The following is a 15672-nucleotide window of genomic DNA, read 5'->3' as shown; positions in this document are numbered from 1 at the left end:
CGCCGGAAAGGCGGCTGGGGATCCTATCGGCCGATTATTGGTAGACGATGGAATAGAGCGAACGGGCGGTAACCGCGCCGGCCGTGGCCTTGTCGGTGGCGACGTATTGCGCGAAGTAGTTCAGCGTGGCCGAACCGCCGGCAACCGGCACGTACTGCAGGTTCTGGCCCGACTCCTGGGCGCCCAGGCGGATGTCGGAATGGTCGGCGTTGAGTAGTCCCACCTGCACGTTCTTCGCCCCGTCGTTGGCGGTGTTCGTCAGACGTCCGGTCACGGCATCGACCGTCGCATCCGGCTCGAAGTACACGCCGACGTTGCCCGAATCCGGGGTGCAGTTCGTCAGGGCGATGTTGAACGGCGTGCGGCCGGCCGTCGCGCCCGCGGTCGCCAGCGCGCTGGTGGACACGGTGGGCAGGGTGACCGTGAAGTTCGGTCCGCCGCCGTTGCCGCTGACCTCGCAAGTCTGGGCCGTGACCAGCCCGTTGATGGTGACGGTGCCGTCGTTGGCCTGCGCGGCGCCCGAGAAGCTGGCGGCAACGCCCAGCACAGCCGCGACAATCGCCCGATTCGCGTATTGCATGTTGACCTCTGAATGAATGGAGAAAAGCGGCGCGCCTGCGCTGCCGCGGATACGACGAACGGAAGACGATCCGTACGCCGGCATCAGGGAAAACTCTCTCTTGCCTAGTCCCCCTGATCGACGGCGAAATTCTATTCATCAATAAGATATGAGCAAGTTGGTTTCCATCTAGAAAACAGATATCGGAGTAACGAAAGCAATGAACGTATCCCTGGAGCAACTCCAGGCTTTTGTCTCGGCCGCCGACCACGGCTCGTTCTCGGCCGCCGCCCGTGCGCTGGGCAAGGCGCAATCCGCGATCAGCACGCAGATCAACAGCCTGGAGGTGGATCTGGGCGTCGAGCTGTTCCAGCGCACCGGCCGCAATCCCGTGCTGACGCCCATAGGCGAACGCCTGCTGCAGGAAGCCCGCGTGACGCTGGACCGGCGCCGGCACCTGATCGGCATCGCCGCCAGCCACGAGGCCGGAGTCGAAGGCAAGCTGGTGCTGGCCTTCGACGAGATCTTTCCCCAGAGCGCGCTGGCTCCCATCCTGGCCGACTTCGCCCGGCACTTCCCCTACGTGGAGCTGAGGATTCTTTTTCCCCTGATGGAGGACGTGGGCGCCCTGGTGTCCGCCGGCGAGGTGGACCTGGGAGTCATGTGGCGCAACGAAAGCTATCTGACCGAACTCGACTTCCGCTGCATCGGCTGGGCGCCGATCAGATTGATCTGCGGCCGGGAGCATCCCTTCGCGATGCAGCCCGAGGTCGAATACGAAGACCTCAAGCGCGCGCGCCAGATCCTCGTTTCCTCGCATCGCGGCCCGGACAGCCCCAGGCTGCGCGTCGCCTCGGACGTCTGGTGGGTGGCCAGCCACTGGGTCGCCCTGCAACTGGTCACGGCGAACATCGGCTGGGCGCTCGTATCGGCCGAAGTCATCGCCAGTTCGCCGCAAAGCGCGGACCTGGTCGTGCCGGCCCTGGGATTCGACGCGTTCACCGCCTTCCCCATCGCGATCGACATGGTGTGGCGCAAGAACCGGCCGCGCGGCCCCGCCGTGCGGTGGCTTCAACAGCGGCTGAGCGCCTCGCCCATCGCCCAGGTACGCTTCGGACGGCCGGCCTCGCCCTGAGGTTTCGCGTCTCGGCTTCAGCTTCTGGCGGCTCCGCCGTAGATGAAGGATGATGGGAAGGCAATCGTGGTTCCTTCCCCCTTGTTCTTCACACGGCAGGAGACAGGCATGGAGCGAAAGCGCTTTCCGCAGGCCTCGCGGTACGTGCTGGCCGGCATGCTGGCCGCGCTGGCAACGAGCTCCCTTGCGGGGCAAGATGGCAAAGTGGACTTCGCCGGGCGGATCGTGGTGGCGGCACAGTGCCGCGCCACCATGGACCGCGCTCCCGATGGACCGCACGCCAAGGTCGACTGCGCGCGTGACCAGGCAAAGCCCCATGCGGCCGACGCCACGCCACGGGCCGGCGCCAGGGTGCGGCCAGCGCAGGACATCGACGGCGCCTACATCGTGGAACTGGTCTATCTCTGACCTGACGCGCCGGCCATCTGCCGTGCCTGGTCCCTGACCCAGTCCGCGAACGCCTGGACCTCAGGCCGCCGCGCGACATCCGGCCGCATCACCAGGTAATAGGCGAATCGCGCCGGCCAAGGCCGGTCCAGCGCCAGCGCGAGGCGGCCGGCGGCAATCTCGTCGCGCGCGTATTCCTGCGGCACCAGCGCCAGGCCCAGCCCGGCCTGGGCCGCGCGGATCAGCAGGTAGTCGTCCTCGAACGCCGACCCGCGCGCGGCGCGCGGGTCCTCGGCCGCGCCTTGCGCCGCCAGCCACAACGCCCAGTCCGCCCGATCGGCATCCTGCAACAGCGGATAAGCCAGGCAATCGGCCGGCTCGCGGATCGCCGCGCCCGCCGCCAGCAGTGCGGGACTGCCGACCGGCGCCAGCACCGGCGTCATCAGGCGTTCCGACAACAGGCCCGGATAGCCGCCCAGGCCGTGGCGGATGGCGATATCGACCCCATCCCGCCGCAAATCGGCCAGCCCCGTCGATGCCTCGACGCGAACCTCGATGTCCGGATGGCGGGCGGTGAAGCTACCCAGCCGCGGCACCAGCCAGGACGCGGCGAAGGAAGGCACCGCGCTGAGCGTGAGTGCCTTGCGGGCGCGTTCGGTTTCCAGCGTCCGCAGGGCCTCTTCGATCTGGTCGAACGCGCCCAGCAACAAGGGATGCACCCTCGCACCCGCGTCGGTCAGCGCCATCCCGTGATGGCTGCGCACGAACAGCGGCACGCCGACCCGCTCTTCCAACTGCCGGATCTGCTGGCTGACGGCCCCCGACGTGACGCCCAGCGATGCGACGGCGCGCTTCATGCTGCCATGGCGTCCGACCTCCGCGAAGGCGCGCAAGGCAAGAAAGGGGAACACAGGATTCATTGGTTTAGTTTTTCTAAATCTTTGAAGCAGATCAAATCGTTTTGTTTTTGTTTTTCATCTAGGGAGAATCATGGAACCCCTTCGCTTTCCAGTTTAGCCCTTCTTCTCCATGATCGATCTCTACACCGACAGCTCGCCCAACGGCTTCAAGGCCACCATCGCCCTGGAAGAACTGGCGCTGCCCTACCGCCTGCACCACGTGCGCATAGACCAGGGCGAGCACCGGCGGCCGGGCTTCCTGGCGCTCAATCCGCATGGCCGCATTCCCGTCCTGACCGACGACGGCGCCGGCGTCACGCTGTTCGAGTCGGCCGCCATCCTGCTCTACCTCGCCGAAAAGACCGGGCGGCTGCTGCCGCGCGACACCCCCGGGCGTTGGGAGGCGATCAAGTGGCTGCAATTCCATGCGTCCAGCATGGGGCCCATCATCGGACAACGCGTGCATTTCGAGCTGTTCGCCCAGGAGCGCCTACCCGCTGCCGTCGCCCGCTACCAGGGCCTGACGGAAGACGTCTTCGCCGTGCTCGACACCCGCCTGGCCGGGCATCCGTACCTGGCCGGCGACACGTACTCCGTCGCCGACATCGCGACCTTCGGCTGGACGCACATCGCGCGCATCATCGACTTCGACTTCAGCCGGCACCGGCATCTGTCCGCGTGGCATGAGCGCGTGGCCGCGAGGCCAGCGGTGCGCAAGGGGGTCACGCTGCCCGCGCCGGCGACGGGGGCATGATTGCGCGCGCCAATGAAAACATCCCCGCCGAGGACGCGCCAGGGCGGGGATGTCGAGGAGCCGCCCACCCATGCCGGGGTGGACGCAAGAGCTGTCAGACGTTGAACAAGAAGTTCATCACATCCCCATCCTTGACGATGTACTCCTTCCCTTCCGCCCGCATCTTGCCGGCTTCCTTCGCGCCCGCTTCGCCCTTGTACTGGATGAAGTCGTCGAACGCGATGGTCTGCGCGCGGATGAAGCCGCGCTCGAAGTCGGTGTGGATCACGCCCGCGGCCTGCGGCGCGGTGGCGCCGATAGGCACGGTCCAGGCGCGCACTTCCTTCACGCCGGCGGTGAAATAGGTCTGCAGGCCCAGCAGCTTGAAGCCGGCCCGGATCAGGCGGTTCAGGCCGGGCTCTTCCATGCCCATGTCGGCCAGGAACACCGCGCGGTCCTCGTCCTCCATCTCGCCCAGTTCGGCTTCGATGGCGGCGCAGATGGCCACGGTGGGCGCGTTCTGCTTGTTGGCGTATTCGACCAGCTTGTCCAGCAGGGGATTATTGGTGAAGCCGTCTTCCTTGACGTTGCCCACGTACATGGCGGGCTTGGCGGTGATGAAGCACAGCGGCTTGATCAGGGCCTTCTCTTCGTCGGACAGGTCGAGCGCGCGTATCGGCTTGGCCATGTTGAGCTGCGCCACGCACTTCTCCAGCACGGCCACGAGCTTGGCGGCGTCCTTGTCGCCGGACCGGGCGGTCTTGTTGTTGCGATGGACGGCCTTCTCGGCGGTCTGCATGTCGGCCAGCGCCAGTTCGGTCTCGATCACCTCGATATCCGCGATGGGATCGACCTTGCCGGCCACATGGATGACGTTGGAGTCCTCGAAACAGCGCACGACATTGACGATGGCGTCGGTTTCGCGGATGTGGGCCAAGAACTGGTTGCCCAGGCCTTCGCCGGTGCTGGCACCGGCCACGAGACCCGCGATGTCGACGAATTCGACGGTGGCGGGCACGACGCGTTCGGGCTTGACGATGGCCGACAGGGCATCGAGGCGCGGGTCGGGAACCTCGACCACGCCGACGTTGGGTTCGATCGTGCAGAAGGGGTAGTTTTCCGCGGCGATGCCGGCTTTGGTCAAGGCATTGAAGAGTGTGGACTTGCCGACGTTGGGCAGGCCCACGATGCCGCACTGGAGGGCCATGGGGGAGAAACCTATGTTGTCATGGAAAGGAGCTGGGGGGCATTGTACCGCCCCCACCCCGGTTGCAGCCCGGCCGCGCCTGCCCCCTGGCGCGCTCACTCCGCCTTGATGCCTGCCTTCTCGATGATGCCCTTCCAGACGGCGGCCTCGCGCTGGATCTGGGCGCCGAACTCGGCCGGGGTGTTGCCGACCGCGGTCAGGCCCAGTTTCTCAAATTGCCGGGCGATCTCGGGCTTGGCCACGGCGGCCTTCACGGCGTCGGCCAGCTTGCCGACGATGGCCGGGTCGGTGCCCACCGGCGCGGCCAGGCCCCACCAGTTGCCGGCCACGAGGTCGGGCAGGCCCTGTTCGGCGGTGGTCTGGACCTGGGGCAGCGCGGGCAGCCGCTGCGGCGCCGCCACGGCCAGCGGCTTGAGCTTGCCGCTGGCGATGTGGCCGGCCACGGTGCTGATGCCGGCCGAGGCGAAGAAGATCTGGACGTCGCCCGCCAGCAGCGCCTGCACCGCGGGCGGCGAGCCGCGATAGGGCACGTGCACGAGTTCGATGCCGGCCGACTGTGCGTACAGGGCGCCGATCAGGTGCGGCGGCGTGCCGCTGCCCGGCGTGCCGTAGTTCAGCTTGCCGGGGTTTTTCTTGGCGTAGGCGGTCAGTTCGGCCAGGTTGTTGGCCGGCAGGCTGGCATTGACCACGACCACGGCCGGTGCGTTGTTGATGACGGTGATGGGCAACAGGTCCTTGATGGGGTCGTAGCGCAGCTTGGCCAGGTACTGGTTGGTGGCGAAGTTGTTGGTCGCGCCCAGCAGCAGGGTGTAGCCGTCGGGCGCGGCGCGGACCACGTCCTCGGCGCCGATGTTGCCCGAGGCGCCGCTCTTGTTGTCGATGTAGAAGTTGGCGCCCAGGCGGGCCTCCAGCTCCTGCTGGACGATACGGAAGGTCACGTCGCCGGCGTTGCCCGGCGCGTAAGGCACGACCACGCGTATCGGCCGCGACGGCCAGTTGTCGGCGGCCTGCGCGGCGGTGCCGAAGGCGCACAGCGACAGGGCTACGGCCAGCGCGCGGCGGGGAGTATCGGAAAGGCTGCTCATGTCGGAGTTCTCCGGTGGGCAAAGCGGGCGCCGCTCCCCTCGATCAACTGCATGACGGCGCGATACAGGGTGCTCGACCGGTCGCACAGGTCGAGGATCACATCGAAGTGATGACGGCCTTCGAACACGTGCTCGGAAGCCAGCAGGCCGCGTTCGCGCCAGTAGCGGGCCACTTCCCCGCTCTGCCTGCGGAACTCGTCGGTATCGCCGCGGGCCACCGCCACCACGACCGGCGTGCGGCCGCTGGGTTCGTTGTCCAGCAGCGAGAACTCCCGCACCTGCTCCGGCGTCAGGTGCAGGCGCTGGTTGCGATAGGACAGGCGCACGGGCTCCAGATGGCCCAGCCCGCTGACCAGCACGGCGCCCGCGAAGTCGTTGCCCGGCAGGCCGTCCGCCGTCCAGTCGTGGATCAGGCACTGGGTAACCAGATGGCTGCCGGAAGAATGGCCGATCAGCACGATACGCGACGGATCGCCGCCATGGCGGGCGATGTTGCGCACGATCCAGCCGACGCCTTCGCGCACGGCGGCGACCATCTCGGCGAAGGGCACCTGCGAGGCGCGGGGAAAGCCCAGCGCCACGTACATGCAGCCGTCCCGCACGAAGGCGGACGCAGCGAAGGCGCTTTCTTCCTTGTTCTGCCCCAGCCAGGCGCCGCCATGCACATAGACGACGACGGGATGGGGGCCGGGCCCGGCCGGCGCGTAGATGTCCAGCCGGGCATCCTGGTGCGCGCCCCATCGCACATCGTGTTCGGTGCGCAAGGGTGCGGCCTCCAGGCTCAGGCGCGCGCCCTCGTCCAGGGTCTGGCGGAAGGTGGGACAGTAGCGCTGGTTGTCGTACTGGTAGTCCAGCGCTTCCTGGTCGTAGCCTGCGAAGACTGCTTTCATTCATGCATTCCGATACGGGATCTGCCCAAGTTAGCAAAGGGCATTCTTTTTCGGAATTGAATTGTTCCTATAGATTGATATCAGGAATTCATGAATGAGCCGCGCCTTGTCAGGCCGTGGAGTCCGGCTTGAACACCGCCGCCAGTTCAGGATCGGCCAGATTGGACTCGACCTGGGCCAAGAGACGCTCCATCAGCTCGACCTCGTCCGGCCCCATTCCGTGCAGCGCATGGCGCAGGAAGGCCTCGCGTCGCTTCTCGAGCCGCTTGTACAGGGCGCGGCCGGAAGCCGTGAGCCTGACCAGGGTCAGCCGGTTGTCGGACCGCACCAGTTCGCGCTCGATGAAGCCCTCTTCCTCCATGGGCTTGACGGCGCGGGTGATGGACCACCCGTCCAGCCCGGTATGCTCGGCCAGTTCCTTCTGGGTGGACTCGCCCCGGTTGTACAGCATGAACAGCACACGCCAGCGGACGATATGGATGTCCGTGTATTGCTCGAAGGCCGAAATGCAGGCCGCGTAGGTCCGCGCGATCTGGAGATGGACTGTCGATTGCGACGGAAAAGCACGGGTGTCGGACGACATGTAGGAGTACTCGCGTCTGTTGATCGATGAAGCCTGCGGGCCGGCTGCGCGCCGGCCCCGGAGCGGATCAGAAGGAATGGATTATGCCTGCCGTCAACATGGTCTGTGAACGGCCGGAGGCCACGCCTATGTCCTGCATGGCGGCGAATTTCGCGTCACCGGCGGCCCGTTGGTACTGTCCGAGCAGGTAGGCGCTGGTGCGCTTGGAGAACCCGTAGATGCCCACGAGCTTCAACTGGTTCCAGCGCGCGCCCTCGAACCGTGAATGCGTGAACGTGGCCTGAACCGTCTGCGACGGCGCGTAGGTCCAGGCGCCGCCGATGTCCACGTTGTGCTGGGTGGCGTCGCCGCCCAGCGCCGACATGCGGGTGCGGGAATAGGCCACGCCGACGATGGTCGAGGCCCCCCGCCACGACGTGCCGACCGCGACGTTGCGCACCGTGTCGGTCGTCACGGCGACCCCCGGAGTCAGGGTGACACCGAACGCCTGCGTGAGTCCCATGCGGCCGGCGATATCGACGGGCCGGTTACGATGCTCGGAAGCCACCAGCGCGGTGCGCCAGGGCCCGGCGGTATAGGTCGCCCCCACGCTCATGTTGCGGTTGCGGCGCGAATCCCCCGGCACCTCGCCGAAGCCGTACTGAGCGGCCAGCTTGAAGCCACCGAAGTCCGGCGTGGTGTACATCGCGGAATTGCCGAACTGGTACTGGCTGGCGTAGTTGTCCCAGTTGCCGGGATGCTTGGCGACGATGGCGGTCAAGGCCGGCGGGCTGAGGTACTTGGGAATGAACTCGTACATCAGGTCCGGCATCCGCCCCATGCGGAAGGACCCGAAGGCGCCGCTCAGGCCCAGGCTGGCTTCACGGTTGAACAACCGGTCCGCCACCACCTGCCGCCCGCTCTTGGTCAGGATGCCGGTCTCAAGCCGGAAATCCGCCTTGAGCCCGTTCCCCATGTCCTCCACGCCACGCAGGCCGAAACGCTCGGGCTGCATGGCGCCGGACCCCAGCGACCATCGGCTGCGTCCGCCGATGTCATCGACCACCTGTACCCCGGCATCCACCGTACCGTAGATGACGACGCTGCTTTGGCCGAACGCCGGCGCGGCGCACAGCCCCGCTGCCAGCCACAGCGCGCTGCAATGCTTCATGGATGTTCTCCCCCTCGTTATCGTGGACACTCGCCGCGCTGGCGGACCGGTCCTTGTACAGATGTCCCGCCCCATGACGGGCCCGGGCGGGACGGTGTGCCGGCGGACATCTCGTCCGCCAGCGGTTCGAGCGGCCCGGGCTCGAGAATGGATCCGATCAATTCCCTGGTGTAGGCATGGGCCGGCCGCTCGCACACCTGGTCCGCGTCGCCGCTCTCGACCAGGCAGCCGCGCCTGAGCACCGCGACACGGTCCGACAGGTAGCGCACCACGCCGATGTCGTGCGAGATCAGCAGGTAGGCCACCCGCGTCTCGCGCTGCACCGCTTCCAGCAGGCGCAGTATCTGGGCCTGGGTGATCACGTCGAGCGCGCTGACCGGCTCGTCCAGCACGATCAGCCGGGGCGACGGTGCCAGCGCGCGGGCGATGGCGACACGCTGGCGCTGGCCGCCCGAGAACTGGTGGGGCAGCTTGGCCGCGTCGGCCGCGCGCAGGCCCACCTGATCCAGCAGTTGAGCGACGCGCCGGCTTCGTGCCGCCGCGTCCATGCCCGGATCGGTGCGCAAGGGTTCGCCGATCTGCTCGCCCACGGGCAGGGTGGGCGTCAGCGAGGCATAGGGGTTCTGCCAGACCATCTGCACGGTGCGGCGATAGGCGCGCAAGTCGCGGTGGCGCAGGGCCCCCACGTCCCATTGCGCGACGCGAATGCGGCCCGCGGCGGGCGGCACGGCGCCCAGCAGGGTCTGGCCGATGCTGCTCTTGCCCGATCCGGACTCGCCCACCAGGCCCAGGGTCTGCCCCGCGTCCAGGCTCAGGTCCACCCCTTCGACGACGCGTATCCGTTCGCGCGGACCGCCCAGGCGGCGGCGCGCCGGGTAGTCGATCGCGAGCCCGCTGATCTCGATCAAAGGCTGGTTCATGCCGCCTCTCCAGAAATACGCACGCAGCGCGCCAGGCCCGCACCGCTCGCCAGCAGGGCGACAGGATGCTCGGTACAGGCCGCCGCGACGCGCGGACAACGGGGTGCGAAACGGCAGCCCGGGAACTCCGCGCCGGGCCGGGGCACGTTCCCGGGCAAGCCCGCCAGCTCGCCGCGGCGTGCCGTGTTGCGCGGCACCGCCTCCAGCAACGCCCGCGTATAGGGATGGGCGGGACGGTGCACCACCTGCCCGACCGGCCCCGTTTCCACGACCTCGCCGCCGTACATCACGACCACCCTGTCCGCGACGTGGCTGACCACGCCCATGCTGTGCGTGATGAGCAGGATGGACAGGCGCCGCTCGCGCCGCAGACGGGCCAGCAGTTCCAGCACCTGCGCCTGCACCGTGGTGTCGAGCGCGCTGGTCGCCTCGTCGGCCACCAGCAGCCTGGGCTCGCGCGACAGGGCCATGGCGATCATGACGCGCTGGGCGATGCCGCCGGACAACTCGTGCGGATACTGGTCCAGGCGCCTTGCCGGCTCGGTCACGCCGACCTCGGCCAGCAGCGCGAGCGCCCGCGCGCGGGCCTCGGCGCGCGGCCATCCCTTCAGGCGCACCATGGGTTCGATCAACTGGCTGCCCAGGGTGTGGACAGGGTTCAGGCAACTATGCGGATCCTGGAAGATGACGCCGATCTCGTGCGCGCGCGCCTGCCGCAGCTGCGCCGCCCCCGCACCCACCATCTGCCGGCCGGCCAGCAGCACGCTGCCGCCCGCCACGTGCGCCCCCGCCGGCATCAGGCCGAGCAGCGACATGGCCGTCAGGCTCTTGCCCGATCCCGATTCGCCGACGATGGCGACGATCTCGCCCTGGTCCACCCGCAGGTCCACGTCGCGCACCGCCAGCCTCGGCCCGGTTGCCGGATCGGCCACCATCACGCGCAGGCCTTCGACGCGCAGCGGGATCTGCTCCTCGTCCTGCGCGGGTCTGGCGGGCCGGCCCCGGCCCCGCGCCGATTCCAGCAGGCCGCCGGCCATCGTCCGGGGCCGCAGCCGATCGCTCACGGCGTCGGCCAGCGCATTGAGCACCAGCGCCACCACGACCAGCGCGATACCCGGCGGCAACACCTGCCAGGGCGCGGTCAACGACGCCGACTGCGCGGCCTGCAGCATGCTGCCCAGGCTGGATTGCGGGGGCTGCACGCTCAACCCGAGATAGCTGAGCGAAGCCTCGACCAGCAGCGCCACCGGCAGGAAAAGGCCGACCTGGATCACGATGGCCGGATACACGCCTGGCAGCACGTGGAACACCAGCAGCCGCAGGCGCGATGCGCCGCCCAGCCGGGCCGCCTGGACGTGCGGGGCCCGCCGCAACATCAGCACCTGCCCCCGTACCAATCGAATGAAAGCCAGCGACAGCACCAGGCCCAGGGCGACCATGGAGCCGTACAGCCCGCGGCCCAGCACGGCGACCACCGCCAGGATCAGCACGATGGGCGGCAGCGACAGCGCGGCATTGACCAGCCACATGCAGAACCGGTCGAAGCGCCCGCCGACGAAGCCGATCAGCGTCCCAGCGGGCACGCCCAGCGCAGCGCCGCAGCCCACCGCGAGCAGCGCCGCCAGGAGATCGACGCGCAGTCCGTACAGTAGCCGGCTCAGGACGTCGCGGCCCTGCTCGTCGGTGCCCAGCCAGTGGCCGGACGACGGCCCGGCCAGGCTGGCCAGGAGGTCCTGCGCGTCCGGGTCGTGCGGCGCCAGCCACGGCCCGATCAGGGCACAGGCGATCAGGAAGGCGAACAGCAGCACGGGCCACCGCAGGCCGGGCGGTACCAGGCGCCGGCTGGCCACGTCCAGGCCCAGCCATCGCGGCAGGCGCACCATGGCGGCCATCATGCGGCCCGCGTTCTCGGATTGATCCATGTGTAGGCCAGGTCCACGAAAAGATTCACGACGACGACGATCAGCGCGAACGTCATCACGCAGCCGAGCAGGACGGGCGTATCGCCGCGGAAGACCGCGTCCAGCGCCAGGGTCCCCAGGCCGTCGATGGCGAAGACCCGCTCCACCACCACCACGGTGCTGAGCTTGACCACCACCTGGAAGCCGATGATGGTGACCGCGGGGCCCATCGCATTGCGCAGTGCATGGCGCAGTACGATGTGCATCCGGTCGAAGCCTTGGGCGACGGCGTTGCGGACGTAGTCCTCGCCCAGTTCGCCGGCCAGCGCGCCACGCAGTTGGCGGGCGATCGCCGCGGTGGACGGCAGGCCCAGCGCGATCGACGGCAGCAGGATGGATTGCAGCCAGCCCGGTACCGACACCGACGCCGGCACGTAGCCGGTAGCCGGCAGCCAGCCGAGTTGCAGCGCGAACAGGGTCACCAGCAGGATGCCCAGCCAGAAGCCCGGCACCGCCTGCACCAGCCCGGTGAACACCGCGAGGCAACGCCGTGTGGCGGGACGTCTCGCCAGCGCCGACGACACTCCCAGGGCCAGGCCCAGCGCACAGGCGATCACGATCGCCAGCGTCACCATGGACAGGGTGCGGGGCGCGCGCACGGCGATCTCTTCCGCGACGGACGTATCCGACACGTAGGAGCGCCCCAGGTCGCCGCGCACGGCGCTGCCCGCCCATTCGACGAACTGCGCCGCCAGCGGGCGGTCCAGCCCCAGCTCGTGCCGGACCTCGCGCACGGCCGACTCGGGGGCGTCCGCCCCCAACCGGTGCACCTCGGGATGGCGCGGCGACAGCGCGCTCAGGCCGAAAGCCATCAGCGACACGATGACGAGCAGCGCGACCGCTCCCACCGCTTTCTCGATCAATACGGAGATCATCGTTTCTCCTGTTGGTCCGGTACGCGCGCGCCCACGCTCACCACGCCAGTGCCAGACAGTCGCGGCGCGGATCGGCGGCGCCCAACAGCCCCTCGGCGCCGGACTGCACCGCGCACAGCGCGCCCACGCCATAGCTGAAGCGGGGAATGGCCTGCACGCGATGGCCGCGCCGGGACAACTCCTCCAGCGCGGCGGCTCCCAGCGTTTCCTCGGCCAGCATCGCGCCCGGACGGAACACGTGCGGGTGGAAGGAACTGGGAAAGCCCTGGCTCGCCACCCGAGGCGCCTCGATCGCCGATTGCAAGTCCAGTCCGAAATCCAGGTGCTGGCAGAGCATCTGCACCATGGCCTGGGTCTGCGCGTCCTCGCCGGGACTGCCGAAGGCCATTTCCGCCCTGCCGCCGCGCACCAGCATCGCGGGGTTGGGCGTCAGGCGCGGACGCTTGCCGGGCGCCATCGCCGACGGATGCGCCGGGTCCAGCCACAATTGGGCGCCGCGATGCGACACCACGATGCCCAGGCCCGGCACCAGCGGCGAGCCCATGGCATGGTCCGAGGGCGTGGCCGAGAACGCATTGCCTTGGGCGTCCATCGCACAAACATAGGAGGTGTCGGGCGGCGCGACGCCGCCGGCGGGCGCAGGCACGTATCCTTCACGGCCGGCGCGGCCCTCGTGGCGCCATGGCGCCCCGGGCGGCGGCAGCCCGGGATGGGCCCGGTCCAGCCGGATCAGCCGCCGCCGCTCGTCGGCGTAGGCCTTGTCCAGCAGCCCCCGCATGGGCACGTCCACGTGCCGGGGGTCGCCGAAGAAACCTTCGCGGTCGGCGGCGGCCAGCTTGATGGCCTCGCAGAACAAGTGATGGAAATCCGCCGTCCCGCCGCCCATCGCCGCCAGGTCATAGCCCTCCAGGATGTTCAGGGCCAGCCCTATCATCGGCCCCTGGGTCCAGGGCCCGCAGAAATGCACGTCGGCGCCCCGATAGTTGACCGACGGCGCGGTCTCGATGGTCGGCCGCCAGCCCGCCAGATCCTCGCGCGTCAGGTGCCAGCCCTGCTCGGCGACGAAGGCCGACATGCGCTCGGCCACCTCGCCTTGGTAGAAGACGTCGACAGCAGCCTGGATCGCGTCTTCCCGCGACGCTCCCGCTGCCGCCGCGGCGCGCTCGGCGCCGGCCAGCGTATCCAGCAGCCGGCCCAGGTCCGGCTGGACCATGCGCTGGCCCACGCGCAGCGGACCGCCCTGCGGCAGCCACTGCGCCGCCGACGCCGGCCATCCTCGCAGCCGGTCGGCGAAATGGTTGACGAACGACGCCAGGCCCGGGTACACGGCGAAGCCATCCACGCACAGCTCCATGGCCGGCTCCAGCACCTCGGCCAGTGTCAGGCGGCCGTGGCGGGCCAGCGCGGTCAGCCACGAGGCCGGGGCGCCCGGCACCACCGAACGCTCCAGTCCGATCGGCATGTCGCCGCCGAACCATTGCCGGTAGTCCTCCAGCGCCAGCCCGGCAGGCCAGGCGCCCACGCCGTCTATGGTCTCCGGCGCGGCCATGCCCGGCCGCATGACCATGATGGGCGCCACGCCGCCGAAATTGCACATGTGCGGCTCCAGCACCGCCAGCGCGATGCCGGCGGCCACGCCCGCGTCGATGGCATTCCCGCCCCGCGCGGCGACGCGCTGCCCGGCCAGGGTCGCCAGGTCGTGGGTGCTGCTGATGGCGCAGCGCAGGCCGCGCACCGCGGGCCGGGTGTGGCGCGCAACGATGGCCGGTGGGCGGCGCTCGTCGGCACTCGGGATGCGCGGTCTGTCGTCGGGACGGAAAGCAATCGTCATGATGGGCACCCGTCGCGTCAGGCCGCGTCCTCGACCACCGCGATGGCCTCGATCTCGATCATCAGATCGGGATGCATCATGCCCACCTGCACGGTCGAGCGCGCCGGCGGCGCCTTGCCGAAGCGGCGCGCGTAGATGTCGTTGACCGTCTGGAAGTGGCGCGCGTCGGTGACGAACACCGTGGTCTTGACCACATCCTCGAAACCCGCGCCGCCGGCGGCCAGGACCTTCTCCAGGTTGTCCAGGGTCTGTTCGGTCTGGCGCGCGATGTCGCCCACGCCCACCAGGTTGCCTTCGGCGTCCAGCGGCGCCATGCCGCTGCAGAAGACCAGGCGGCCGGCCTTGACGCCGACGGACAGCGCCAGGCCCAGCGTGGGGATGGAGTCGATGTTCAGTCTTTCTTTTTGCATGTCGTTGTTCTCTGTATGGGTAGCTTGCGCGGATGAAGCGTTCAGGAAACCGCGCCGGACGCGCGCCCGTCCGCCACGATGGTGGTCTCGAGCATGCCGAGTCCGTCTATTTCGGCCCGCACCACGTCGCCGGGCTTGAGCAGCCAGGACGCCGGATCGCGACTGAAGATGCCGACGCCCGCCGGCGTGCCCGCGGTGATCACATCGCCCGGCTCGAACGTGTAGCGAGCCGACCAGTACGACAGGATCCGCGCGCAGCTGAACAGCGCCGCGCGCATCGACTCCCGCTGCCGCAGTTCGCCGTTGACCCACAGGCGCAGTTCGCGATCGTCGGGATCGCCCAGTTCGTCCAGGGTCACCAGCGCAGGCCCCAGGGGGCAGAAGCCGTCGAAGTTCTTGGCCAGGAAAGGATTGCCGCCCGAGCGGAACAGCAGGTCCCTCAGGCTGTAGTCCACGGCAATGGTCAGCCCCGCCACGTGTTCCGCGAAGGCCTCGGGCGCCACATCGGCGCAGCGCCGGCCGATCACGAACGCCAGCTCGACCTCGTAGTCGAGTTGCCTTCCATGCCGGGGCAGCACGATGGAGGCGCCGTGTCCCGCCAGGGCGCTGGCCACCTTGCCGAAGCCCAGCGGCTCGGCCGGCGCCTCGGGCACCGGCTGGCCCGCCGCCCGGGCCTCGGCGATGTGCGAGGCAAAGTTCAGGCCCACGCACACGACCTTGCCCGGACGCCGCACGACCGGCAGGAAGCGCACCGTCTCGCGCGGCAGCATGATGCCGCCAGCCAGCAGCGACTGCCGTTCAGCGGGTTTCCTCCAGCCCTCGCGCACACGGTCCAGCGCGGCGCGCGCGCCCTCCAGGGCAGGCAGGCCGTGTGCGAGAAAGGCCGCCATGTCCCCCACAGCGGCGGCATCGCCGCCCGGGTCCTGCCCGGTGCTGGACCTGGCCCGCGCGCGGGCCAGGTCCAGCACCGGTGCATCGGGCTCCGCGCCCAGCAGCACCCCCAGCCGGGCCGGGCCGTCGGGCGCGAGAAAGCTCACCAGCCGCATC

The 15672-nt window shown here is 69.1% G+C and carries 16 protein-coding genes; 3 read left to right on the top strand and 13 right to left on the bottom strand.

The features are described from left to right. Window positions 1–34: 34 nt before the first annotated feature. On the bottom strand, window positions 35–580 hold the full coding sequence (locus EGT29_RS01750) for a fimbrial protein (RefSeq protein ID WP_124687413.1): 546 nt from the start codon (window positions 578–580) through the stop codon (window positions 35–37). A 199-nt stretch (window positions 581–779) separates the two neighbouring features. Between EGT29_RS01750 and EGT29_RS01745 the strand changes: the two genes are divergently transcribed. Both EGT29_RS01745 and EGT29_RS01740 read left to right on the top strand, forming a co-directional pair. Next, entirely contained in the window at window positions 780–1694 is a 915-nt protein-coding gene (locus EGT29_RS01745) for a LysR family transcriptional regulator (RefSeq protein ID WP_124687412.1), read from the top strand. A gap of 108 nt (window positions 1695–1802) precedes the next feature. Further along, entirely contained in the window at window positions 1803–2102 is a 300-nt protein-coding gene (locus EGT29_RS01740; protein WP_124687411.1) for a hypothetical protein, read from the top strand. Here the strand turns inward: EGT29_RS01740 and EGT29_RS01735 are convergent. Then, complete coding sequence (locus tag EGT29_RS01735) at window positions 2093–3001, bottom strand: LysR substrate-binding domain-containing protein (protein ID WP_124687410.1); 909 nt, start codon at window positions 2999–3001, stop codon at window positions 2093–2095. The genes EGT29_RS01740 and EGT29_RS01735 overlap by 10 nt on opposite strands. A gap of 109 nt (window positions 3002–3110) precedes the next feature. On the opposite strand from EGT29_RS01735, the gene EGT29_RS01730 reads away from it, so the two are divergent. Beyond that, entirely contained in the window at window positions 3111–3734 is a 624-nt protein-coding gene (locus EGT29_RS01730; RefSeq protein WP_124687409.1) for a glutathione S-transferase family protein, read from the top strand. A gap of 94 nt (window positions 3735–3828) precedes the next feature. On the opposite strand, the gene ychF is transcribed toward EGT29_RS01730, so the two are convergent. The 11 genes from ychF to EGT29_RS01675 form a co-directional block, all read right to left on the bottom strand. Next, on the bottom strand, window positions 3829–4920 hold the full coding sequence (gene ychF, locus EGT29_RS01725; RefSeq protein WP_124687408.1) for a redox-regulated ATPase YchF: 1092 nt from the start codon (window positions 4918–4920) through the stop codon (window positions 3829–3831). Between the two features lie 95 nt (window positions 4921–5015). Next, window positions 5016–6005: a tripartite tricarboxylate transporter substrate binding protein gene (locus tag EGT29_RS01720; RefSeq protein ID WP_124687407.1), complete on the bottom strand. Its 990-nt coding sequence runs from the start codon at window positions 6003–6005 to the stop codon at window positions 5016–5018. After that, window positions 6002–6895 carry an alpha/beta hydrolase gene (locus tag EGT29_RS01715; RefSeq protein WP_124687406.1) on the bottom strand — a complete coding sequence of 298 codons (894 nt, stop codon included), beginning with the start codon at window positions 6893–6895 and terminating at the stop codon, window positions 6002–6004. The genes EGT29_RS01720 and EGT29_RS01715 overlap by 4 nt, the downstream gene beginning before the upstream one ends. Before the next feature lie 109 nt (window positions 6896–7004). Beyond that, entirely contained in the window at window positions 7005–7478 is a 474-nt protein-coding gene (locus EGT29_RS01710) for a MarR family winged helix-turn-helix transcriptional regulator (protein ID WP_124687405.1), read from the bottom strand. 67 nt (window positions 7479–7545) lie between these two features. Beyond that, complete coding sequence (locus tag EGT29_RS01705; RefSeq protein WP_161567660.1) at window positions 7546–8628, bottom strand: porin; 1083 nt, start codon at window positions 8626–8628, stop codon at window positions 7546–7548. Window positions 8629–8645: 17 nt separating this feature from the next. Beyond that, on the bottom strand, window positions 8646–9548 hold the full coding sequence (locus EGT29_RS01700; protein ID WP_124687403.1) for an ABC transporter ATP-binding protein: 903 nt from the start codon (window positions 9546–9548) through the stop codon (window positions 8646–8648). Next, window positions 9545–11470, bottom strand: a complete 1926-nt coding sequence (locus EGT29_RS01695) for a dipeptide/oligopeptide/nickel ABC transporter permease/ATP-binding protein (protein ID WP_124687402.1) — start codon at window positions 11468–11470, stop codon at window positions 9545–9547. The genes EGT29_RS01700 and EGT29_RS01695 overlap by 4 nt, the downstream gene beginning before the upstream one ends. After that, the gene (locus EGT29_RS01690) at window positions 11440–12384 is read right to left on the bottom strand and encodes an ABC transporter permease (protein WP_161567659.1); all 945 of its coding nucleotides are present in this window, start codon (window positions 12382–12384) and stop codon (window positions 11440–11442) included. The genes EGT29_RS01695 and EGT29_RS01690 overlap by 31 nt, the downstream gene beginning before the upstream one ends. A 37-nt stretch (window positions 12385–12421) precedes the next feature. Continuing rightward, a complete protein-coding gene (locus EGT29_RS01685; protein WP_124687400.1) occupies window positions 12422–14215 on the bottom strand; it encodes a gamma-glutamyltransferase family protein in 1794 nt (597 codons plus the stop codon). A gap of 17 nt (window positions 14216–14232) precedes the next feature. Next, window positions 14233–14625, bottom strand: coding sequence for a RidA family protein (locus EGT29_RS01680; protein ID WP_124687399.1), 393 nt, complete (start codon window positions 14623–14625; stop codon window positions 14233–14235). Between the two features lie 41 nt (window positions 14626–14666). After that, the gene (locus EGT29_RS01675) at window positions 14667–15662 is read right to left on the bottom strand and encodes a fumarylacetoacetate hydrolase family protein (RefSeq protein WP_161567658.1); all 996 of its coding nucleotides are present in this window, start codon (window positions 15660–15662) and stop codon (window positions 14667–14669) included. Window positions 15663–15672: the final 10 nt, after the last annotated feature.

Source organism: Pigmentiphaga sp. H8 (assembly GCF_003854895.1).
Taxonomy (GTDB): domain Bacteria; phylum Pseudomonadota; class Gammaproteobacteria; order Burkholderiales; family Burkholderiaceae_B; genus Pigmentiphaga.
The sequence above is the reverse complement of the archived record's forward strand: the minus strand, read 5'-3'. Positions and strand labels throughout refer to the sequence as shown.

Bases quoted from the DNA above. Each gene is read 5' to 3' on its own strand.
- EGT29_RS01750 (WP_124687413.1), bottom strand. From the start codon at position 580: ATGCAATACGCGAATCGGGCGATTGTCGCGGCTGTGCTGGGCGTTGCC.
- EGT29_RS01745 (WP_124687412.1), top strand. From the start codon at position 780: ATGAACGTATCCCTGGAGCAACTCCAGGCTTTTGTCTCGGCCGCCGAC.
- EGT29_RS01740 (WP_124687411.1), top strand. From the start codon at position 1,803: ATGGAGCGAAAGCGCTTTCCGCAGGCCTCGCGGTACGTGCTGGCCGGC.
- EGT29_RS01735 (WP_124687410.1), bottom strand. From the start codon at position 3,001: ATGAATCCTGTGTTCCCCTTTCTTGCCTTGCGCGCCTTCGCGGAGGTC.
- EGT29_RS01730 (WP_124687409.1), top strand. From the start codon at position 3,111: ATGATCGATCTCTACACCGACAGCTCGCCCAACGGCTTCAAGGCCACC.
- ychF (WP_124687408.1), bottom strand. From the start codon at position 4,920: ATGGCCCTCCAGTGCGGCATCGTGGGCCTGCCCAACGTCGGCAAGTCC.
- EGT29_RS01720 (WP_124687407.1), bottom strand. From the start codon at position 6,005: ATGAGCAGCCTTTCCGATACTCCCCGCCGCGCGCTGGCCGTAGCCCTG.
- EGT29_RS01715 (WP_124687406.1), bottom strand. From the start codon at position 6,895: ATGAAAGCAGTCTTCGCAGGCTACGACCAGGAAGCGCTGGACTACCAG.
- EGT29_RS01710 (WP_124687405.1), bottom strand. From the start codon at position 7,478: ATGTCGTCCGACACCCGTGCTTTTCCGTCGCAATCGACAGTCCATCTC.
- EGT29_RS01705 (WP_161567660.1), bottom strand. From the start codon at position 8,628: ATGAAGCATTGCAGCGCGCTGTGGCTGGCAGCGGGGCTGTGCGCCGCG.
- EGT29_RS01700 (WP_124687403.1), bottom strand. From the start codon at position 9,548: ATGAACCAGCCTTTGATCGAGATCAGCGGGCTCGCGATCGACTACCCG.
- EGT29_RS01695 (WP_124687402.1), bottom strand. From the start codon at position 11,470: ATGGATCAATCCGAGAACGCGGGCCGCATGATGGCCGCCATGGTGCGC.
- EGT29_RS01690 (WP_161567659.1), bottom strand. From the start codon at position 12,384: ATGATCTCCGTATTGATCGAGAAAGCGGTGGGAGCGGTCGCGCTGCTC.
- EGT29_RS01685 (WP_124687400.1), bottom strand. From the start codon at position 14,215: ATGACGATTGCTTTCCGTCCCGACGACAGACCGCGCATCCCGAGTGCC.
- EGT29_RS01680 (WP_124687399.1), bottom strand. From the start codon at position 14,625: ATGCAAAAAGAAAGACTGAACATCGACTCCATCCCCACGCTGGGCCTG.